We start from the raw sequence: 17,601 nt of genomic DNA, 5'->3' as shown, positions 1-17,601 counted from the left end.
GAGGAGCGGCCTATTAAACCGCTTTTTGCCAAAGGCCCCTCATTGGGCGTACGCCTGCTGGTGTTGGCCGTGCTATCGGTCGCGCTGATGGTGGTCGATGCCCGCTTCACGCTGCTCAAGCCGGTGCGCAGCCAGATGTCGCTGGTGTTGATGGAGTCCTACTGGATCACCGACCTGCCGCAGCGGCTGTGGCAGGGTGTGGCCAGCCAGTTCGGCAGCCGCACCGAACTGGTCGCCGAAAACGAAAAACTCAAGACCGAAAACCTGCTGTTGCAGGGGCGCATGCAGAAGCTCGCGGCCCTCACCGAGCAGAACGTGCGGCTGCGCGAGTTGCTCAACTCCTCGGCGCTGGTCAATGAGAAGGTCGAGGTCGCCGAGTTGATCGGCATGGACCCCAATCCCTTCACGCACCGGATCATCATCAACAAGGGTGAGCGCGACGGCGTGGTCCTCGGCCAGCCGGTGCTCGATGCCCGTGGCCTGATGGGGCAGGTGGTCGAGCTGATGCCCTATACCTCCCGCGTGCTGCTGTTGACCGATACCACCCACAGCATTCCGGTGCAGGTCAATCGCAACGGCTTGCGGGCGATTGCCAGCGGCACCGGTAATCCTGAGCGCCTGGAGCTGCGGCATGTGGCCGACACCGCCGACATCAAGGAAGGCGACCTGCTGGTCAGCTCGGGTCTTGGCCAGCGATTCCCGGCGGGGTATCCGGTGGCGACGGTCAAGGAAGTCATCCACGATTCCGGTCAGCCATTCGCCATTGTCCGGGCGGTGCCCACGGCCGCGCTGAACCGTAGCCGTTACCTGCTGCTGGTGTTCAGCGACAACCGCACGCCTGAAGAGCGCGCCAATGACGCCGCCGTGGCCCAGGAAGTCCAGGATCGGCAGGGTGGCGAGTCGACGGCGCCTGCTGCGCCTGCGCCCGCACCTGCACCCGCGTCGGTCCCGGCCACGGTGCCAAAACCCCAAGTGGCGGCGCCCGTCACGGCAACCACCCCGCCGGCCGCACCCGCTGCGACGCCCGCCCGGCCGGCCGCCCATGCGACGACATCCCAACCTGCACGGCCCGCGGCCAAGCCACCGGCCTCGACACCCGCCGCTACACCGGCGACCAGGGGAGCACGAGAAGAATGAGCAGTACTCGATCCGGTAACGGCTGGATGGTCTGGCTGACCTTCGCCATCGGCCTGTTGCTCAGTGTGTCGCCGCTGCCGCAGTTCATGGAGATCCTGCGTCCGTTGTGGCTGGCCTTGCTGCTGGCCTTCTGGGCGCTGGCCTTGCCGCACAAGGTCGGCATGGTCACCGCCTGGTGCCTGGGCCTGACCGAAGATGTGCTTTATGGCACGTTGCTGGGGCAGAACGCGCTTATCCTGACCTTGATCACTTTCCTGGTGCTCTCGCTGCAACAGCGCCTGCGGATGTTTCCCATGTGGCAGCAGAGCCTGGTGATCCTAGTGATCTTTGGCCTGGCGCAACTGGTGCAATTGTGGCTCAGCGCACTGACCGGCAATCGTCAGCCGACGCTGGCGCTGGTGTTGCCGGCCCTGGTCAGTGCGTTGCTCTGGCCTTGGGTCAGCTTCGGTTTGCGTGGCTTGCGCCTGCGTTTCAAGATCAACTGATGCGGTCGGGATCTCTAGACTTTTTTGAATACCTACATCCCAGTGGCGAGGGAGCTTGCTCCCGCTGGGCTGCGTAGCGGCCCCATTTTTACGGTTGCTGCACAACCGAGCGGGAGCAAGCTACCTCGCCACAAAAGCCGGCGCGTACAAGGGAGATGTCTTGATGAAACCGCTTTACCTTGCCTCGGGCTCGCCGCGTCGGCGTGAATTGCTCACGCAGATCGGCGTTCCCTTTACCGCGATCGGCGCGGACATCGACGAAACTCCCCTCGACCACGAAACCCCATCGGCCTATGTCGAGCGCCTGGCGCGGGGCAAGGCCGAGGCCGGGCTGCACTCGTTGCAGAACGGCACCGATTGCTGTGTGCTGGGTGCCGATACCGCGGTGGTACTGGATGGCCGGATTCTCGGCAAGCCTCAGGACGAGGCCGATGCCAAGTCGATGCTGCTGAGCCTGTCCGGTCGCGACCATGAGGTATTGACCGCGATTGCCGTGCTCGATGGCCAGCGTTGCGAATCCCGGGTGGTTCGCAGTCGGGTGCGCTTTCGCCCGGTCACGGAGCAGGAAGCGATTGCCTATTGGGCCAGCGGCGAACCCCGGGACAAGGCGGGCGGCTATGGTATCCAAGGGCTGGGCGCGGTGTTCATCGCCGACCTCGAAGGCAGTTATTCGGCCGTGGTCGGCCTGCCACTATGCGAAACCGCAGAACTGCTCGGCCATTTCGGCATACCCTGTTGGCAAACCTTGAGCGCGCGCTGAGCGCCGTCTGACCAGATGCGGCCATAAATCGTGAATATGCCTGAACGAGACCCTGCCATGAGTGAAGAGATCCTGATCAACATCACGCCGATGGAATCGCGCGTGGCGGTGGTTGAAAACGGCGTCCTGCAAGAGGTCCATGTCGAGCGTACGCAAAAACGCGGCATCGTCGGCAATATCTACAAGGGCAAGGTGGTACGGGTGCTGCCGGGCATGCAGGCGGCCTTCGTCGATATCGGCCTGGACCGCGCGGCGTTCATCCACGCCTCGGAAATTTCGATGCGCGAAGGGCCGGCGGTAGAGAGCATCAGCGCCTTGGTCCATGAAGGCCAGAGCCTGGTGGTGCAGGTCACCAAGGACCCCATCGGTTCGAAGGGCGCGCGCCTGACCACCCAGTTGTCGATTCCGTCGCGCTATCTTGTGTACATGCCGCGCACCGCCCACGTTGGCATCTCCCTGAAGATCGAGGACGAAGCCGAACGCGAGCGTCTGAAGAAGGTTGTCAGCGACTGCATTGAGAAAGAAGGCATCAAGGAGGCCGGCGGTTTCATCCTGCGCACGGCCGCCGAGGGCGCCGGGGCCGATGAAATCCTCATGGATATCCGCTACCTGCGCAGGCTCTGGGACCAGATCGCCGAGCAGATCAAGACCATCGCCACGCCGAGTGTGATCTACGAGGACCTGGGCCTGGCCCTGCGGACCCTGCGGGACCTGGTCAGCCCGAAGATCGAAAAAATCCGTATCGACTCCCGGGAAACCTTCCAGAAAACCACGCAATTCGTCGCCGAGCTGATGCCGGAAATCGCCGACCGCCTGGAGCACTACCCTGGCGAGCGGCCGATTTTCGATCTGTACGGCGTCGAAGATGAAATCCAGCGAGCCCTTGAACGCAAGGTGCCGCTCAAATCCGGCGGTTACCTGGTGGTCGATCCGGCCGAGGCGATGAGCACCATCGACGTCAATACCGGTGCATTCGTCGGCCATCGCAACCTTGAGGAAACCATCTTCAAGACCAATCTTGAAGCGGCCACGGCCATCGCCCGGCAACTGCGCCTGCGTAACCTGGGCGGGATCATCATCATCGACTTCATCGACATGGAAGACGAAGAGCACCAGCGCCAGGTGCTGCGGACCCTGGAAAAACAGCTCGAACGCGATCACGCCAAGACCAACATCATCGGCATTACCGAACTGGGCCTGGTGCAGATGACCCGCAAGCGCACCCGCGAGAGCCTTGAGCAGGTGCTGTGCGAGCCGTGCAGCAGTTGCCAGGGCCGGGGCAAGTTGAAGACTCCGGAAACCGTGTGTTACGAAATCTTCCGGGAAATCCTCCGGGAGGCGCGCGCCTACCAAGCCACCGGCTATAGAGTGTTGGCGAACCAGAAGGTGGTGGATCGCCTGCTGGATGAGGAGTCCGGCAACGTCGCGGAACTGGAGGCCTTTATCGGGCGCACGATTCGCTTCCAGGTGGAAACCATGTATTCCCAGGAACAGTACGACGTGGTGTTGCTCTGAAGCGGCGCGCGCAGCGCCAGGGCCGCGAATATGAATGCCTTTGCCAGGGGAGCCCGCTGACATGGAGCGTCTGACACGCCTTATGGGGACGCTGACTCGCTGGGGGCTGGGCCTGTGTGCGCTGCTGCTGATACTGCTGGCCCTGTATGTCAGCCTCGGCCGGGAGTTGATCCCGCTGGTGGCCGAGTATCGCGGTGAAGCCGAGAGCCGGGCCGGCGAAGCGTTGGGCATTCCCGTGCACGTTGGTAGCCTCGAAGGCAGTTGGAGCGCCCTGGCGCCCGTCCTGGCGGCGCGCGACGTGGTAGTCGGCGAGGGGCCCAACGCCTTGCACCTGGATCAGGTACGTGCCGTGCCTGCGGTGTGGGACAGCCTGCTGGCTCGCCAGGTGCGCATCGCTCATCTGGAAGTCAGCGGCCTGAAGGTCAGCCTGAAAGAGGGCGCTGACGGCAAATGGTCCCTTGAAGGCCTGCCGGTGAAGGACGATCAGCCGCTCGATCCGCAGCAATTGCTTGAACGCATGCAGATGATTTCAAAACTGTCGGTGCTCGACAGTCAGGTCACCTTGCAACCGCTGGACCATCCGCCGCTGAGCCTGACCTATGTTGGTCTGAGCTTGCGCACCGGTCCGGCTCGCCAGCGCCTGGACGCACGTATTACCCTGCCTGACGGCCAGCCCGTGGCGCTCAACCTGCGCACCCGTATCCGCGCCAGCGATTGGCGAAATGGCGAGGCCGACGCCTACCTGAGCCTGCCGCAAAGCGACTGGTCGAAATGGCTGCCGAAACGCCTGACCCGGCAGTGGAATTTTGCCGAGATCAAGGCCGGTGGGGAATTCTGGCTCAGTTGGGGAGAGGGCACGGTGCAAAGTGCCGCCGTGCGGTTGAACGCGCCACAGATCCAGGGCGCCTATGCCGATCGCAGGCCCGTGCAAATCCACAACCTGGCCCTCAACGGATATTTCCAGCGCAGCAGCCAGGGGTTCACCGCGACCTTCGACTCGCTGGCGATGAACCTGGGTGAGACGCGCTGGGAAACACGCCTGCAGTTGCAACAGAACAGCGCCACCGAGAAGGTCGAGGAGCGTTGGCACGTGCAGGCCGATCGCCTTGACCTGACGCCGCTCACGCCGTTGCTCAATGCCCTGGCGCCATTGCCCGAAGGTGTCGCCACGGCGATCGACCGGCTCAAGGTGACCGGTGGCCTGCGCAACGTGTTGCTGGATTACCGGCCACAGAACACCGGTGATCAGAAAATCAGCTTCGCCACCAATCTGGACACGGTCGGGTTTGACGCCTATCGCGGCGCCCCGGCGGCGCGCAACGTCTCAGGCAGCCTCAGCGGTGACCTCGGCGGCGGTGAGCTGCGCATGGACAGCAAGGATTTTTCCCTGCACCTGGACCCGATTTTCGCCAAGCCCTGGCAATACTTGCAGGCCAATGCCCGGCTGACTTGGAAGCTCGACAAGCAGGGGTTCACCCTGATCGCACCGTACTTGAAGGTGCTGGGAGAGGAAGGGCGGATTGCCGGCGACTTCCTGATCCGCCTGCATTTCGACCACAGCCAGGAAGACTACATGGACCTGCGGGTCGGCCTGGTGGACGGTGACGGGCGCTACACCGCCAAGTACCTGCCGGCCGTCCTCAGTCCGGCGCTGGATGAATGGTTGCGCACCGCCATCGTCAAGGGCGCGGTGGACGAGGGTTTTTTCCAGTACCAGGGCTCGCTGAACAAAGGTGCCGAGGACGCGTCTCGCAGCATCAGCCTGTTTTTCAAGGTGCATGACGCCGAGCTGGCGTTCCAGCCGGGCTGGCCTTCGGTCAGCAAGGTCAGCGGCGACGTCTTTGTCGAGGACAGCGGCGTACGTATCTATGCCAGCCAGGGGCAACTGCTGGACACCCAGGTCAAGGATGTTGCGGTAACCATTCCCCATGCGCCGTCCGGGCAGAATGTCCATCTGCTGTTGGACGGCGGCTTTGCCGGGGTATTGGGCGACGGGCTGAAAATCCTCCAGACCGCACCCATCGGCACGGCCGAGACCTTCGCCGGTTGGGAAGGCGAGGGCGACCTGCAAGGTAAGGTGAACCTGGATATCCCGCTGGCCAAAGGTGAACAGCCGAAGATCCTGGTGGATTTCAGTACCGACAAGGCCCGGCTCAAGCTAAGTGAGCCGGCGCTGGAGCTGACCCAGCTCAAGGGCGACTTCCGTTTCGACAGCAACAAGGGGCTCAGTGGCAAGAACATCGCGGCCCGGGCATTCGACCGGCCGGTAAGCGCGCAGATTTTTGCCGAGGGCCGTGCCGGTGCGCTCGACACACGGGTGGTGGCGTCCGGGCGGGTCGAGGTCAAGAAGCTTACGGACTGGTTGAGCGTGACCCAGCCGTTGCCCATCTCCGGCGTGGTTCCCTATCAGTTGCAAGTGACGCTCAACGGTGCCGACAGCCAATTATCGGTCAGCTCCGATCTCAAGGGCGTGGCGGTGGATCTGCCGGCGCCCTTCGGCATGGCTGCGGATGTCGGGCGCGACACGGTGTTCCGTATGACGTTGCAAGGGGCGGAGCGGCGCTACTGGGTCGACTATGGCGACGTGGCCAGTTTCACTTACGCCGCGCCGAGCGGAAAAATCGCTGACGGGCGTGGCGAATTGCTGCTGGGCGCCGGCGAGGCGGTTCTGCCTGGCGCCAAGGGGCTGCGGCTGCGCGGCACATTGTCGGAGCTGGACGTGAGCCCCTGGCAGGATCTGTTGGGCAAATATGCCGGCAAGGACCCGGGCGGCAGTGCCCGGCAGGTGCTCAGCAGTGCCGATCTCAAGGTTGGCAAGCTCACCGCGATGGGCACGACGCTTGACCAGGCCTCGGTACAGTTGGACCGCAAGGCTGATGCCTGGGCCCTGCGGCTCGATAGCCAGCAGGCCAAGGGCAGCGTCAACCTGCCGGATGCGAAGGCCGCGCCAATCGGGATCCGCCTCGACTATGTGCGCCTGCCGGCCGCGGACCCGACGGTCCAGGCCGACGAAAACGCCCCGGACCCGCTGGCCTCGGTCGACCCGAGCAAAATCCCGGCGATGGATATCGCCATCGACCAGTTGTTCCAGGGGCCTGATCTCATTGGTGCCTGGTCGCTGAAAGTCCGGCCGACGGGCAAGGGCATCGCGCTGAATGATCTGGACATGGGGCTCAAGGGCATGGTCCTGCATGGCAATGGCGCCTGGGAGGGCCTGCCCGGTTCCACCAGCAGTTGGTACAAAGGCCGGATCAAGGGCAAGAACCTCGCCGATGTGCTCAAGGGCTGGGGGTTTGCGCCTAGCGTGACAAGCCAGGAATTCCATCTGGACGTCGACGGACGCTGGCCCGGTTCGCCTGCATGGGTCGCCACCAAGCGTTTCTCCGGCAGCCTCGATGCGTCACTCAACAAGGGTCAGTTCGTCGAAGTCGAAGGCAGCGCGCAGGCCTTGCGGGTTTTCGGCCTGTTGAACTTCAACTCCATCGGCCGGCGCTTGCGCCTGGATTTCTCCGATCTGTTCGGCAAGGGGCTGAGCTACGATCGGGTCAAGGGCCTGCTGGTGGCGAGCAGTGGTGTATACGTGACTCGTGAGCCGATTACCCTGACCGGACCTTCGAGCAACCTGGAACTCAACGGAACGCTGGACATGGTGGCTGACCGGGTCGATGCCAAGCTGCTGGTAACCCTGCCCGTCACCAATAACCTGCCGATCGCCGCGTTGATCGTCGGCGCACCGGCGGTGGGTGGGGCGCTGTTTCTGATCGACAAGCTGATCGGCGACCGCGTCGCGCGTTTTGCCAGCGTAAGATACGACGTCAAGGGGCCGTGGAAAGAGCCGAAGATCACTTTCGACAAGCCGTTTTGACAGAAAATGCGAAGCCCCCTTGTGGGAGCGAGCTTGCTCGCGATAGCGCCGGGTCAGCAAAGGAAGAGGTGACTGATGCACCGCTATCGCGAGCAAGCTCGCTCTCACAGGGGCAATGAGGCATAAGAAAAATAAGGAGGCACCATGCCAGTCGCCGTGATTCAAATGGTCAGCCAGAGCGATGTGCTTGCCAACCTGGCCCGTGCCCGGGTGTTGCTGGAGCAGGCCGCGGCGGGTGGCGCACGGCTCGCGGTGCTGCCGGAAAACTTCGCGGCCATGGGCCGGCGGGACGTTGCCGATATCGCGCGGGCCGAAGCCTTTGGTCAGGGTCCGATCCTGCCGTGGTTGAAACAGGTCGCGCGCGACCTCAGGTTATGGATTGTGGCCGGCACGTTGCCGTTGCCCCCGGTGGGCCAGCCCGAGGCCAAGGCCCATGCATGTTCGTTGCTGGTGGACGACCAGGGCGAGATCGTCGCGCGTTATGACAAGCTGCACCTGTTCGACGTGGACGTGGCCGACAATCGCGGTCGTTACCGCGAATCCGATGACTATGCTTATGGCGGCAACGTGGTGGTTGCCGACACACCGGTGGGCCGGGTTGGCCTGACGGTCTGCTACGACTTGCGCTTCCCCGAGCTCTACAGCGAGTTGCGGGCGGCCGGGGCCGAGCTGATTACCGCGCCTTCGGCGTTTACCGCGGTGACCGGCGCTGCGCATTGGGACGTACTGATTCGCGCCCGGGCCATCGAAACCCAGTGCTACGTGCTGGCGGCCGCCCAGGGTGGGTTGCATCCGGGGCCCCGGGAAACCTTTGGCCATGCCGCGATAGTCGACCCGTGGGGGCGTGTGCTGGCGCAACAGGATCAAGGCGAGGCCGTGCTGCTGGCCGAGCGCGACGACAGTGAACAGGCGTCCATCCGGGCGCGCATGCCGGTGGCGAGCCACCGGCGCTTTTTCTCGCAGGGCGCTCGACAGCGACCTGTCCAAGACGACGAATTCAAGGCGTAAAACATATGAGCGGGTTGTTGTCCTCAGTCAGTGAACACCTTTTAGCCCCCGGCGGCGTGACCCTCGAAAGCCTGCAAGGCGTGCTGGGCGACCTGGCCGGTCCGGGCATCGATGCGGCCGACCTGTATTTCCAGGGACAGATTTCCGAGTCCTGGTCGCTGGAAGACGGCATCGTCAAGGAAGGCAGTTTCAACCTCGACCAGGGTGTGGGCGTGCGTGCCCAATCCGGCGAAAAGACCGGGTTTGCCTACAGCAACGCCATCACCCTTGAGGCCCTCGGCGCCGCGGCTCGTGCGGCTCGCTCGATTTCCCGGGCCGGGCAGAATGGCACGGTCCAGGCGTTCAGCAGCCAGGACGTGGCCCAGCTGTATGCGCCGGACAACCCACTGGAAGTCATGAGTCGCGCCGAAAAGGTCGAGCTGCTCAAGCGCATTGACGTCGCCACGCGTGCCCTCGACCCGCGTATCCAGCAGGTATCGGTGAGCATGGCCGGGGTCTGGGAGCGGATTCTGGTGGCCTCCACCGACGGTGGCCTGGCGGCGGATGTGCGGCCGCTGGTGCGTTTCAACGTCAGCGTGATCGTCGAGCAGAACGGTCGCCGTGAGCGCGGTGGCCACGGTGGTGGTGGTCGTACCGACTATCGTTATTTCCTCAGCGAAGACCGCGCCATGGGTTACGCCCGCGAAGCGCTGCGCCAGGCGCTGGTGAACCTGGAGGCCGTCCCGGCCCCGGCCGGCACGTTGCCAGTGGTGCTCGGCTCCGGCTGGTCCGGCGTGCTGCTGCACGAAGCCGTGGGTCACGGCCTGGAAGGTGACTTCAACCGCAAGGGCAGTTCGGCCTACAGCGGGCGCATGGGCGAGATGGTCGCCTCGAAACTCTGCACCATCGTCGACGACGGCACGCTCGCCGGGCGTCGTGGTTCGCTGAGCGTCGACGATGAAGGCACCCCGACCGAATGCACCACGCTGATCGAGAACGGCGTGCTCAAGGGTTACATGCAGGACAAGCTCAATGCCCGCCTCATGGGCGTGGCCCGCACCGGCAACGGTCGCCGCGAGTCTTACGCGCACCTGCCCATGCCGCGCATGACCAACACCTACATGCTCGGCGGCCAGAGTGATCCGGCGGAAATCATCGCGTCGGTGAAGAAGGGCATCTACTGCGCCAATCTCGGCGGCGGCCAGGTGGACATCACCAGCGGCAAGTTCGTGTTTTCCACCAGCGAGGCCTACCTGATCGAAGACGGCAAGATCACCGCACCGGTCAAGGGCGCGACGTTGATCGGCAACGGGCCGGAGGCGATGAGCAAGGTGTCGATGGTCGGTAACGACCTGGCGCTGGACAGCGGCGTGGGCACGTGTGGCAAGGACGGTCAGTCGGTGCCGGTAGGCGTCGGTCAGCCGACACTGAAGATCGATGCGATTACCGTGGGTGGCACGGGCGCATAAAAATATTCAAGGATGTGCGCACGTCATCGTGGCGAGGGAGCTTGCTCCCGCCGGGCTACGCAGTAGCCCCAATGCGGTTGCTACGCAACCGAGCGGGAGCAAGCTCCCTCGCCACGGTAACTGCCGCCTCTTGCAGAGGAGTCAAGCTGTTACGATCAGCGCAGGCCGCGTTGAGTCTCGTCCAGCTCACGGATGTACTTGAAGATTTTACGGCTCGACGCCGGCGGCTTGTTCTGCGCCAGTTCGTGCTGGGCCTGACGGATCAGCGAGCGCAGTTGCTGGCGATCGGCCTCCGGGTAGTCGATGACGAATTTTTCCAAAGTGCCGTCATCGCCTGCGATCAGGCGATCACGCCAGCGTTCCAGGTTGTGGAAACGCTCGTTGTACTGCCGGGTGGAGGCATCGAGCTGGTCGAGCAGAACCAGGATGGCGTCAGTGTCCTGGTCGCGCATCAGCTTGCCGATGAATTGCAGGTGCCGTTTACGCGCGATATTCGCGGTGTGCTTGGGCGCATCGGCCAGGGCCCGGCGCAAGGCGTCGGTCAAGGGCAGTTTGGCCAGCAAGTCAGGCTTGAGTGTTGTAAGGCGCTCGCCGAGGTCAACCAGAGCATGCAGCTCGCGTTTGACCTGGGATTTGCTTTTTTCACCCTCGTAGAGGGAGTCGTCGTAAGAATCAACCATGGTGGCAGTCCGCAAAGAAACGCCGCCATGATAACCAGTCGGGGGCCGCTTGTCCGGCCCGGTCGCTCGATGGCCATTACCGAAAGCAGAATTTGAGTGGAGAACACCATGAGTGCAGTTCAAAGCGTCGGCCCGCAAGCATTGCCGGCACTGCAGGAACAGGTCGAGCAGATCCTCGCCGAAGCCAGGCGACAGGGCGCCAGTGCGTGCGAAGTGGCGGTGTCGCTGGAGCAGGGGCTGTCGACGTCGGTGCGCCAACGCGAAGTGGAGACCGTCGAATTCAATCGCGACCAGGGCTTTGGCATTACCCTCTACGTGGGTCAGCGCAAGGGCTCGGCCAGCACCTCGGCCAGCGGCCCTGACGCCATTCGCGAAACAGTCGCCGCTGCATTGGCGATTGCCCAGCATACGTCCGAAGACGAAGCCTCCGGTCTGGCCGATGCCGCGCTGATGTGCAAGGAGCTCAAGGACTTCGATCTGTTCCACGCCTGGGACATCACGCCCGAGCAGGCCATCGAGCAGGCACTGCGCTGCGAAGCGGCGGCATTCGACGCCGACAGCCGGATCAAGAATGCCGACGGCACTACGCTCAACACCCACCAGGGTTGCCGCGTCTATGGCAACAGTCATGGGTTCATCGGCGGTTACGCATCGACCCGCCACAGCCTCAGCTGCGTGATGATCGCCGAGGCTGACGGGCAGATGCAGCGCGACTACTGGTACGACGTGAGTCGCCAGGGCACATTGCTGGCGGACCCGGTGAGCATCGGTCAGAAGGCTGCGCAACGGGCCGCCAGTCGCCTGGGCGCGCGGCCTGTGCCGACCTGTGAGGTGCCGGTGCTGTTCTCCGCCGAGTTGGCCGGTGGCTTGTTCGGCAGCTTCCTGTCGGCGGTGTCCGGCGGCAACCTGTACCGCAAATCCTCGTTCCTCGAAGGCGCGCTGGGCCAGAAACTGTTTCCGGAATGGATGACCATCGACGAGCGTCCGCACCTGATGCAGGCCATGGGCAGTTCGGCTTTCGACGGGGATGGCCTGGCCACCTATGCCAAGCCGTTCGTGGAAAACGGCGAGCTGGTTTCGTACATCCTCGGCACCTATTCGGGTCGCAAATTGGGCATGCCGAGCACCGCTAACGCCGGTGGCGTGCACAACCTGTTCGTCACTCATGGCGAGGAAGACCAGGCAGCGCTGCTGCGGCGCATGGGGCGTGGGTTGTTGGTCACCGAGCTGATGGGGCATGGCTTGAACATGGTGACCGGCGATTATTCCCGTGGCGCGGCGGGGTTCTGGGTCGAAAATGGCGAGATCCAGTTCCCGGTCCAGGAAGTCACCATTGCTGGCAACATGCGCGATATGTTCAAGCAGATCGTGGCGGTGGGCAGCGACTTGGAGCTGCGCAGCAACATCCGCACCGGCTCGGTGCTGATCGAGCGAATGATGGTGGCGGGTAGCTGAAACTCATCGCATCAAAAAAGGCGCGTCATCCGTTGGGATGACGCGCCTTTTTTGTACCCACAGAAAACCGCGGCAAGAGAGCTTTTGTGGCGAGGGAGCTTGCTCCCGCTCGGTTGCGCAGCGACCGCAAAATCCTGGGGCCGCTGCGCGACCCAGCGGGAGCAAGCTCCCTCGCCACGACGGTGAGTGCTATCTTGCTGTTGTGTTGGTTCTTATTATCATCTAATAATGAATCTCATTCGCCGATTGAGCCCCGGTCATGAGTCTTGCCCTGCACGAACAACCCTACCTTGAAAACTGGCGCTGGATGAGCCGCCAGATCCGCTGCGCGATGAGCCCGGACGAGCCGCGGCTGATCGAACACTACCTGGCCGAGGGGCGCTACCTGGCCTGCTGCACCGCCACGTCGCCGTGGATGATTGGCGAAACTGCCTTCCGGCTGTTGCTCGACACCGCTTCGGATGTCGCGCTGCCCTGGCACTGGCGCAACCTCTGCCTGGATCAAGCCTGGCGCCCGTTGCGTGAACTTGAGCGGCAGGCGCTTTGCCGCTGCCGCCTCAAGCGTTGGCAAAGCCATGCCTGGGCGCTGGCTACCTGCGCGCTGGAGCCGTCGATTTCTCTTATTGAACTGGAGCAAGGATTTCCCGATGAGTAATACCCGTATCGAACGCGACAGCATGGGTGAACTTCAGGTCCCCGTGGACGCACTCTATGGCGCGCAGACCCAGCGCGCGGTGGATAATTTTCCGGTCAGCGGCCAGCGCATGCCGGCGCAGTTCATTCGTGCCCTGATCCTGGCCAAGGCCGCCGCCGCACGAGCCAATGTCGAGTTGGAGCAAATCAGCGTCGCCCAGGGCAAAGCCATCGTCGATGCGGCCCAGGGCCTGCTCGAAGGCGACTTCATGGCGCATTTCCCGGTGGATATCTTCCAGACCGGCTCCGGCACCAGTTCCAACATGAACGCCAACGAAGTGATTGCCACGCTTGCCAGCCGCTTGCTGGGAGAGGTGGTCAACCCGAATGACCACGTCAATTGTGGCCAGAGCAGCAACGACATCATCCCCACCAGTATTCATGTCAGCGCCGCGCTGGCCCTGCACGAGCAATTGCTGCCGGCGCTGTTGCACCTGGTCCAGGTGATCGAACGCAAGGCCGAAGAAGTCCACCCCTTCATAAAGACTGGCCGCACCCACCTGATGGATGCCATGCCGGTGCGCTTGAGCCAGGTGCTCGACGGTTGGGCGCAACAGCTCAAGGCCAACATCGGCCACTTGCAGGATCTGTTGCCGAGCCTGCAGTCCCTGGCCCAGGGCGGTACGGCGGTTGGCACCGGCGTTAATGCCCATCCACGCTTCGCCGAATTGTTCAGCCAGCAGCTGACGCAACTGACCCAGTTGCAATTCACCCCGGGCAAGAACCTGTTCGCGCTGATCGGCTCCCAGGACACTGCCGTGGCGGTTTCCGGGCAGCTCAAGACTACTGCCGTGTCGCTGATGAAAATCGCCAACGACCTGCGCTGGATGAACTCAGGGCCGCTGGCCGGCCTGGGCGAGATCGAGCTCGAAGGCCTGCAGCCGGGCTCCTCGATCATGCCCGGCAAGGTCAATCCGGTCATTCCCGAAGCCACCGCCATGGTCGCGGCCCAGGTCATCGGCAACGACACGGTGATTACCATCGCCGGCCAGTCGGGCAATTTCGAACTCAACGTGATGCTGCCGATCATCGCCCAGAACCTGCTGAGCAGCATCGCCCTGATGTCCACCGCCAGCCGATTGCTGGCGGACAAGGCCATCGCCACGTTCAAGGTCAACGAAGCCAGGCTCAAGGAAGCGCTGTCGCGCAATCCTATCCTGGTCACGGCACTGAATCCGATCATTGGTTACCAGAAGGCCGCTGAAATAGCCAAGAAGGCTTATCAGCAAGGTCGCCCGGTGATCGATGTCGCCTTGGAACACACCGACCTGTCGCGCGCCGAACTGGAGATCCTGCTGGACCCGGAAAAGCTCACCGCCGGTGGTGTGTAACCCCGACACTTGTGTGGAGGACTCATCATGGAGCATTGGAAACGTACGATCGAACGGGCCAATCACCATTTCCTGCAGGGCGAGTGGGTGGATGCCCGCGAAGCCTACCTGCAGGCCCTGGCCCTGGCGCAGGTGTTGTTCGAGCGTTGGGCGGATGCCGACGAAGCCGTGGCCGCCTGTGTCGTGTCGCATCACAACCTGGCGGATCTGCACTTGCGCCTGAACCAGCCGGAGGAGAGCGCCGAGTACCTCTGCGCGATTCACCAACGGTTATTGCAGACCATGCAGGACGAACGCCTGGCGCCGGCCCTGCGTGCCGCCGCGATGCGCCAGAGCCACAGGACCTACGTCGAACTGCTGAATTTCATCAGCGAGCATGGCGAGTACCCACGCACTCAGCGCCTGCTGCACAACGCTGCCGTTTCGTCCCGGCACAGCCACGTCCCTCATCATTACGGAGTCCACTGAGATGGCTTTCACCTTGCCTGCATTGCCTTACGCCTACGACGCCTTGGAACCGCACATCGATGCGCAGACCATGGAGATCCACTACACCAAGCATCACCAGACTTACATCAACAACCTCAACGCGGCGGTGGATGGCACTGAATATGCCGATTGGCCCATCGAAAAACTGGTGGCCAGCGTGGAGCAATTACCGCAGGCGCTACGAGCCGCGGTGATCAACCAGGGCGGTGGTCATGCGAACCACTCGCTGTTCTGGGAAGTGATGACGCCCCACGGTGGCGGCCAGCCGGACGGTGCGCTGGCAGCGGCGATAGACGCGCAGTTGGGCGGTCTCGATCAGTTCAAGGAAGCCTTCACGAAAGCGGCACTGACCCGCTTCGGCAGCGGCTGGGCCTGGTTGAGTGTGACCCCGCAAAAGACTCTGGTGGTGGAAAGCAGCGGCAACCAGGACAGCCCGCTGATGGGCGGCAACACGCCGATCCTGGGCCTGGACGTCTGGGAGCATGCCTATTACCTGCTGTATCAAAACCGCCGTCCGGAATACATCAACGCGTTCTACAACGTGATCAATTGGCCAGAAGTCGCCCGGCGCTACCAGGCTGCGCTTGCTTGAGTTCTTATAAACAACCCAAGGCTGACTATGGACACTGAAACTCTGGCGATAGGCGGCGGGCGAATGTTCCGCTATGCCTTGGGCTCGCTGTTGCTGTTGGCCGGCATGACATTGTTGGTGGCCCAAGGGCTGGCGTGGCTGGAGCTTGAGCCAAAAATGTTGCGTGCGCTCCAGGGCGGTGGGCTTTGCGCCTTGGGTACGGCGTTGGGCGCGGTGCCGGTGCTGGTGATACGGCGCATGCCTCAGGCCATGAGCGACTCGCTGCTGGGCTTCGGGGCCGGGGTGATGCTCGCCGCCACCGCGTTTTCGCTCATCGTGCCGGGCATTGCCGCAGCCGAGCAGTTGGGCTTCACGCCTTGGGCGGCCAGCGGGCTCATCTGTTTCGGCATCCTGTCGGGGGCGTTCGGACTGTACCTGGTGGACCGCAAGGTCTCTGCCAGCCCTGAACGACTGGTTGCGACCCCAGGACGACCGGTTATTGCGCCGCGGATCTGGTTGTTCGTGTTCGCCATCATCGCCCACAACATCCCGGAAGGCATGGCGGTGGGCGTTTCGGCGGGCGGCGGCATGGCGGATGCCGATAGCCTGGCGATGGGCATCGCTTTGCAGGATGTGCCGGAAGGGCTGGTGATTGCGCTGGTGCTGGCCGCGGCGGGGATGTCGCGGGTCAAGGCGTTCCTGATTGGCGCAGCGTCAGGGCTGGTCGAGCCGGTGTTCGCATTGCTCTGTGCCTGGCTGGTGACGTTGGCCGAGGTGCTGTTGCCGTTGGGGCTGGCGCTGGCCGCTGGAGCGATGCTGTTGGTGGTGACCCATGAGGTCATCCCCGAGTCGCGTCGCAATGGGCATGAAAAACTGGCGAGCCTGGGGCTCTTGCTTGGGTTCTGCTTGATGATGGTGATGGATACGGCGTTGGGGTGATGCAAATCTGCAAGTGGATGAGCTTTTGTGGTGAGGGAGCTTGCTCCCTCACCACCGGCAAGTCAGCAGTGCCTGATTACTCGCCTTCGTCGAAATAGTTGTTGATCAGTGCCACCAGCGCATCCATGGCTTCCTGCGCCTGTTCACCTTCGGTACTCAGGTGGATCTTGGTGCCTTTACCCGCAGCCAGCATCATCATCGCCATGATGCTCTTACCGTCGACTGTTGCCTCCGGCGTGCGCCCGACCCTGATCGTGGTTTCTGGAAACTTGCCGGCGACACCTACGAATTTCGCCGATGCACGGGCATGCAAACCCAGCTTGTTGATGATTTCAATTTCCCGAGCAGGCATCGCGATGTGAATCCTTTAGCTGAGGTCGCGGTGGCGAACCTGGACATTCTTCAGGGATTTTTGCAGGAGCTGACCCAGGCGTTCGGTCAGGTACACGGAGCGGTGATGACCGCCGGTGCAGCCGATGGCAATCGTGACATAGGCACGATTGCTGGCGGCAAAACGCGGTAGCCACTTGAGCAGGTAGCTGGAGATATCCTGGTACATTTCCTCGACATCCGGCTGGGCAGCCAGGTAGTCGATCACCGACTGGTCAAGCCCGGACTGCTCGCGCAGTTCGGGTTTCCAGTAAGGGTTGGGCAGGCAGCGGACATCAAACACCAGGTCGGCATCCACCGGCATGCCACGCTTGAAGCCGAACGACTCCACCAGGAACGCCGTACCCGGTTCCGGCTGGTTCAGCAGGCGCAACTTGATGGTGTCGCGCAACTGGTACAGGTTCAGGTTGGTGGTGTTGACCTTCAGGTCCGCCAGGTCGGCAATCGGCCCCAGCAGTTGGCTCTCGTCATGGATCGCTTCAGCCAGGGAGCGGCTGGCGTTGCTCAACGGGTGGCGTCGACGGGTTTCCGAGAAGCGCTTGAGCAGGGTTTCTTCGTCAGCGTCGAGGTACAACACGTCGCATTGGATGTGCCGGCTGCGCACTTCTTCAAGCAATGCCGGAAACCGCGACAAATGGCTCGGCAGGTTACGCGCGTCGATCGAGACGGCGACCAGCGGTTGCGCCAGCTCGGTGTGGATCAAGGCGCGCTCGGCCAGTTGTGGGAGCAGGCCGGCCGGCAAATTGTCGATGCAATAGTAGCCACTGTCCTCAAGAACGTTGAGGGCCGTGCTTTTGCCGGAGCCGGAGCGGCCACTGACGATGATCATACGCAT

16 protein-coding genes are annotated in these 17,601 nt (G+C 63.0%); 13 read left to right on the top strand and 3 right to left on the bottom strand.

Going from position 1 to position 17,601, the window contains the following annotated elements; genetic code table 11:
* Positions 1-60: 60 nt before the first annotated feature.
* The 7 genes from mreC to tldD all read left to right on the top strand — a co-directional run bounded on the left by mreC (position 61) and on the right by tldD (position 10,218).
* Complete coding sequence (mreC, locus tag J3P84_RS23095) at positions 61-1,137, top strand: rod shape-determining protein MreC (protein ID WP_434631493.1); 1,077 nt, start codon at positions 61-63, stop codon at positions 1,135-1,137.
* A complete protein-coding gene (gene mreD / locus J3P84_RS23090) occupies positions 1,134-1,622 on the top strand; it encodes a rod shape-determining protein MreD (protein WP_305496816.1) in 489 nt (162 codons plus the stop codon). Before mreC ends, mreD begins: the two co-directional genes overlap by 4 nt.
* A gap of 163 nt (positions 1,623-1,785) precedes the next feature.
* Positions 1,786-2,382 carry a Maf family protein gene (locus J3P84_RS23085; protein ID WP_434626122.1) on the top strand — a complete coding sequence of 199 codons (597 nt, stop codon included), beginning with the start codon at positions 1,786-1,788 and terminating at the stop codon, positions 2,380-2,382.
* Positions 2,383-2,439: 57 nt separating this feature from the next.
* Positions 2,440-3,897 carry a ribonuclease G gene (gene rng, locus J3P84_RS23080; RefSeq protein ID WP_434626120.1) on the top strand — a complete coding sequence of 486 codons (1,458 nt, stop codon included), beginning with the start codon at positions 2,440-2,442 and terminating at the stop codon, positions 3,895-3,897.
* 61 nt (positions 3,898-3,958) lie between these two features.
* Positions 3,959-7,762: a YhdP family protein gene (locus J3P84_RS23075; protein ID WP_434626118.1), complete on the top strand. Its 3,804-nt coding sequence runs from the start codon at positions 3,959-3,961 to the stop codon at positions 7,760-7,762.
* Positions 7,763-7,906: 144 nt separating this feature from the next.
* A complete protein-coding gene (locus tag J3P84_RS23070) occupies positions 7,907-8,770 on the top strand; it encodes a carbon-nitrogen hydrolase family protein (RefSeq protein WP_434626116.1) in 864 nt (287 codons plus the stop codon).
* Positions 8,771-8,775: 5 nt separating this feature from the next.
* Positions 8,776-10,218, top strand: coding sequence for a metalloprotease TldD (gene tldD, locus J3P84_RS23065; protein ID WP_434626113.1), 1,443 nt, complete (start codon positions 8,776-8,778; stop codon positions 10,216-10,218).
* A 155-nt stretch (positions 10,219-10,373) separates the two neighbouring features.
* Here tldD and yjgA read toward each other — a convergent pair whose 3' ends face one another.
* A complete protein-coding gene (gene yjgA, locus J3P84_RS23060; RefSeq protein WP_014336624.1) occupies positions 10,374-10,898 on the bottom strand; it encodes a ribosome biogenesis factor YjgA in 525 nt (174 codons plus the stop codon).
* Positions 10,899-11,006: 108 nt separating this feature from the next.
* Between yjgA and pmbA the strand changes: the two genes are divergently transcribed.
* From pmbA to J3P84_RS23030, 6 genes are all read left to right on the top strand, one after another.
* On the top strand, positions 11,007-12,353 hold the full coding sequence (gene pmbA / locus J3P84_RS23055) for a metalloprotease PmbA (RefSeq protein ID WP_434626111.1): 1,347 nt from the start codon (positions 11,007-11,009) through the stop codon (positions 12,351-12,353).
* A 259-nt stretch (positions 12,354-12,612) separates the two neighbouring features.
* The gene (locus J3P84_RS23050) at positions 12,613-13,008 is read left to right on the top strand and encodes a FagA protein (protein WP_434626109.1); all 396 of its coding nucleotides are present in this window, start codon (positions 12,613-12,615) and stop codon (positions 13,006-13,008) included.
* On the top strand, positions 13,001-14,377 hold the full coding sequence (locus J3P84_RS23045) for a class II fumarate hydratase (protein WP_434626107.1): 1,377 nt from the start codon (positions 13,001-13,003) through the stop codon (positions 14,375-14,377). The genes J3P84_RS23050 and J3P84_RS23045 overlap by 8 nt, the downstream gene beginning before the upstream one ends.
* Before the next feature lie 27 nt (positions 14,378-14,404).
* Positions 14,405-14,845: a hypothetical protein gene (locus tag J3P84_RS23040; protein WP_434626105.1), complete on the top strand. Its 441-nt coding sequence runs from the start codon at positions 14,405-14,407 to the stop codon at positions 14,843-14,845.
* 1 nt (position 14,846) lies between these two features.
* On the top strand, positions 14,847-15,458 hold the full coding sequence (locus tag J3P84_RS23035) for a superoxide dismutase (RefSeq protein WP_434569804.1): 612 nt from the start codon (positions 14,847-14,849) through the stop codon (positions 15,456-15,458).
* A 27-nt stretch (positions 15,459-15,485) separates the two neighbouring features.
* Positions 15,486-16,376 (top strand): ZIP family metal transporter, encoded by an 891-nt coding sequence (locus J3P84_RS23030; RefSeq protein ID WP_434626103.1) that lies wholly within the window; start codon positions 15,486-15,488, stop codon positions 16,374-16,376.
* 76 nt (positions 16,377-16,452) lie between these two features.
* Here J3P84_RS23030 and J3P84_RS23025 read toward each other — a convergent pair whose 3' ends face one another.
* Together J3P84_RS23025 and rapZ are read right to left on the bottom strand one after the other, a co-directional pair.
* The gene (locus J3P84_RS23025; RefSeq protein WP_434602828.1) at positions 16,453-16,728 is read right to left on the bottom strand and encodes an HPr family phosphocarrier protein; all 276 of its coding nucleotides are present in this window, start codon (positions 16,726-16,728) and stop codon (positions 16,453-16,455) included.
* A gap of 15 nt (positions 16,729-16,743) precedes the next feature.
* Complete coding sequence (rapZ, locus tag J3P84_RS23020; protein ID WP_434626100.1) at positions 16,744-17,601, bottom strand: RNase adapter RapZ; 858 nt, start codon at positions 17,599-17,601, stop codon at positions 16,744-16,746.

This window comes from Pseudomonas sp. Z1-29 (assembly GCF_051131995.1).
GTDB lineage: Bacteria > Pseudomonadota > Gammaproteobacteria > Pseudomonadales > Pseudomonadaceae > Aquipseudomonas.
The sequence above is the reverse complement of the archived record's forward strand: the minus strand, read 5'-3'. Positions and strand labels throughout refer to the sequence as shown.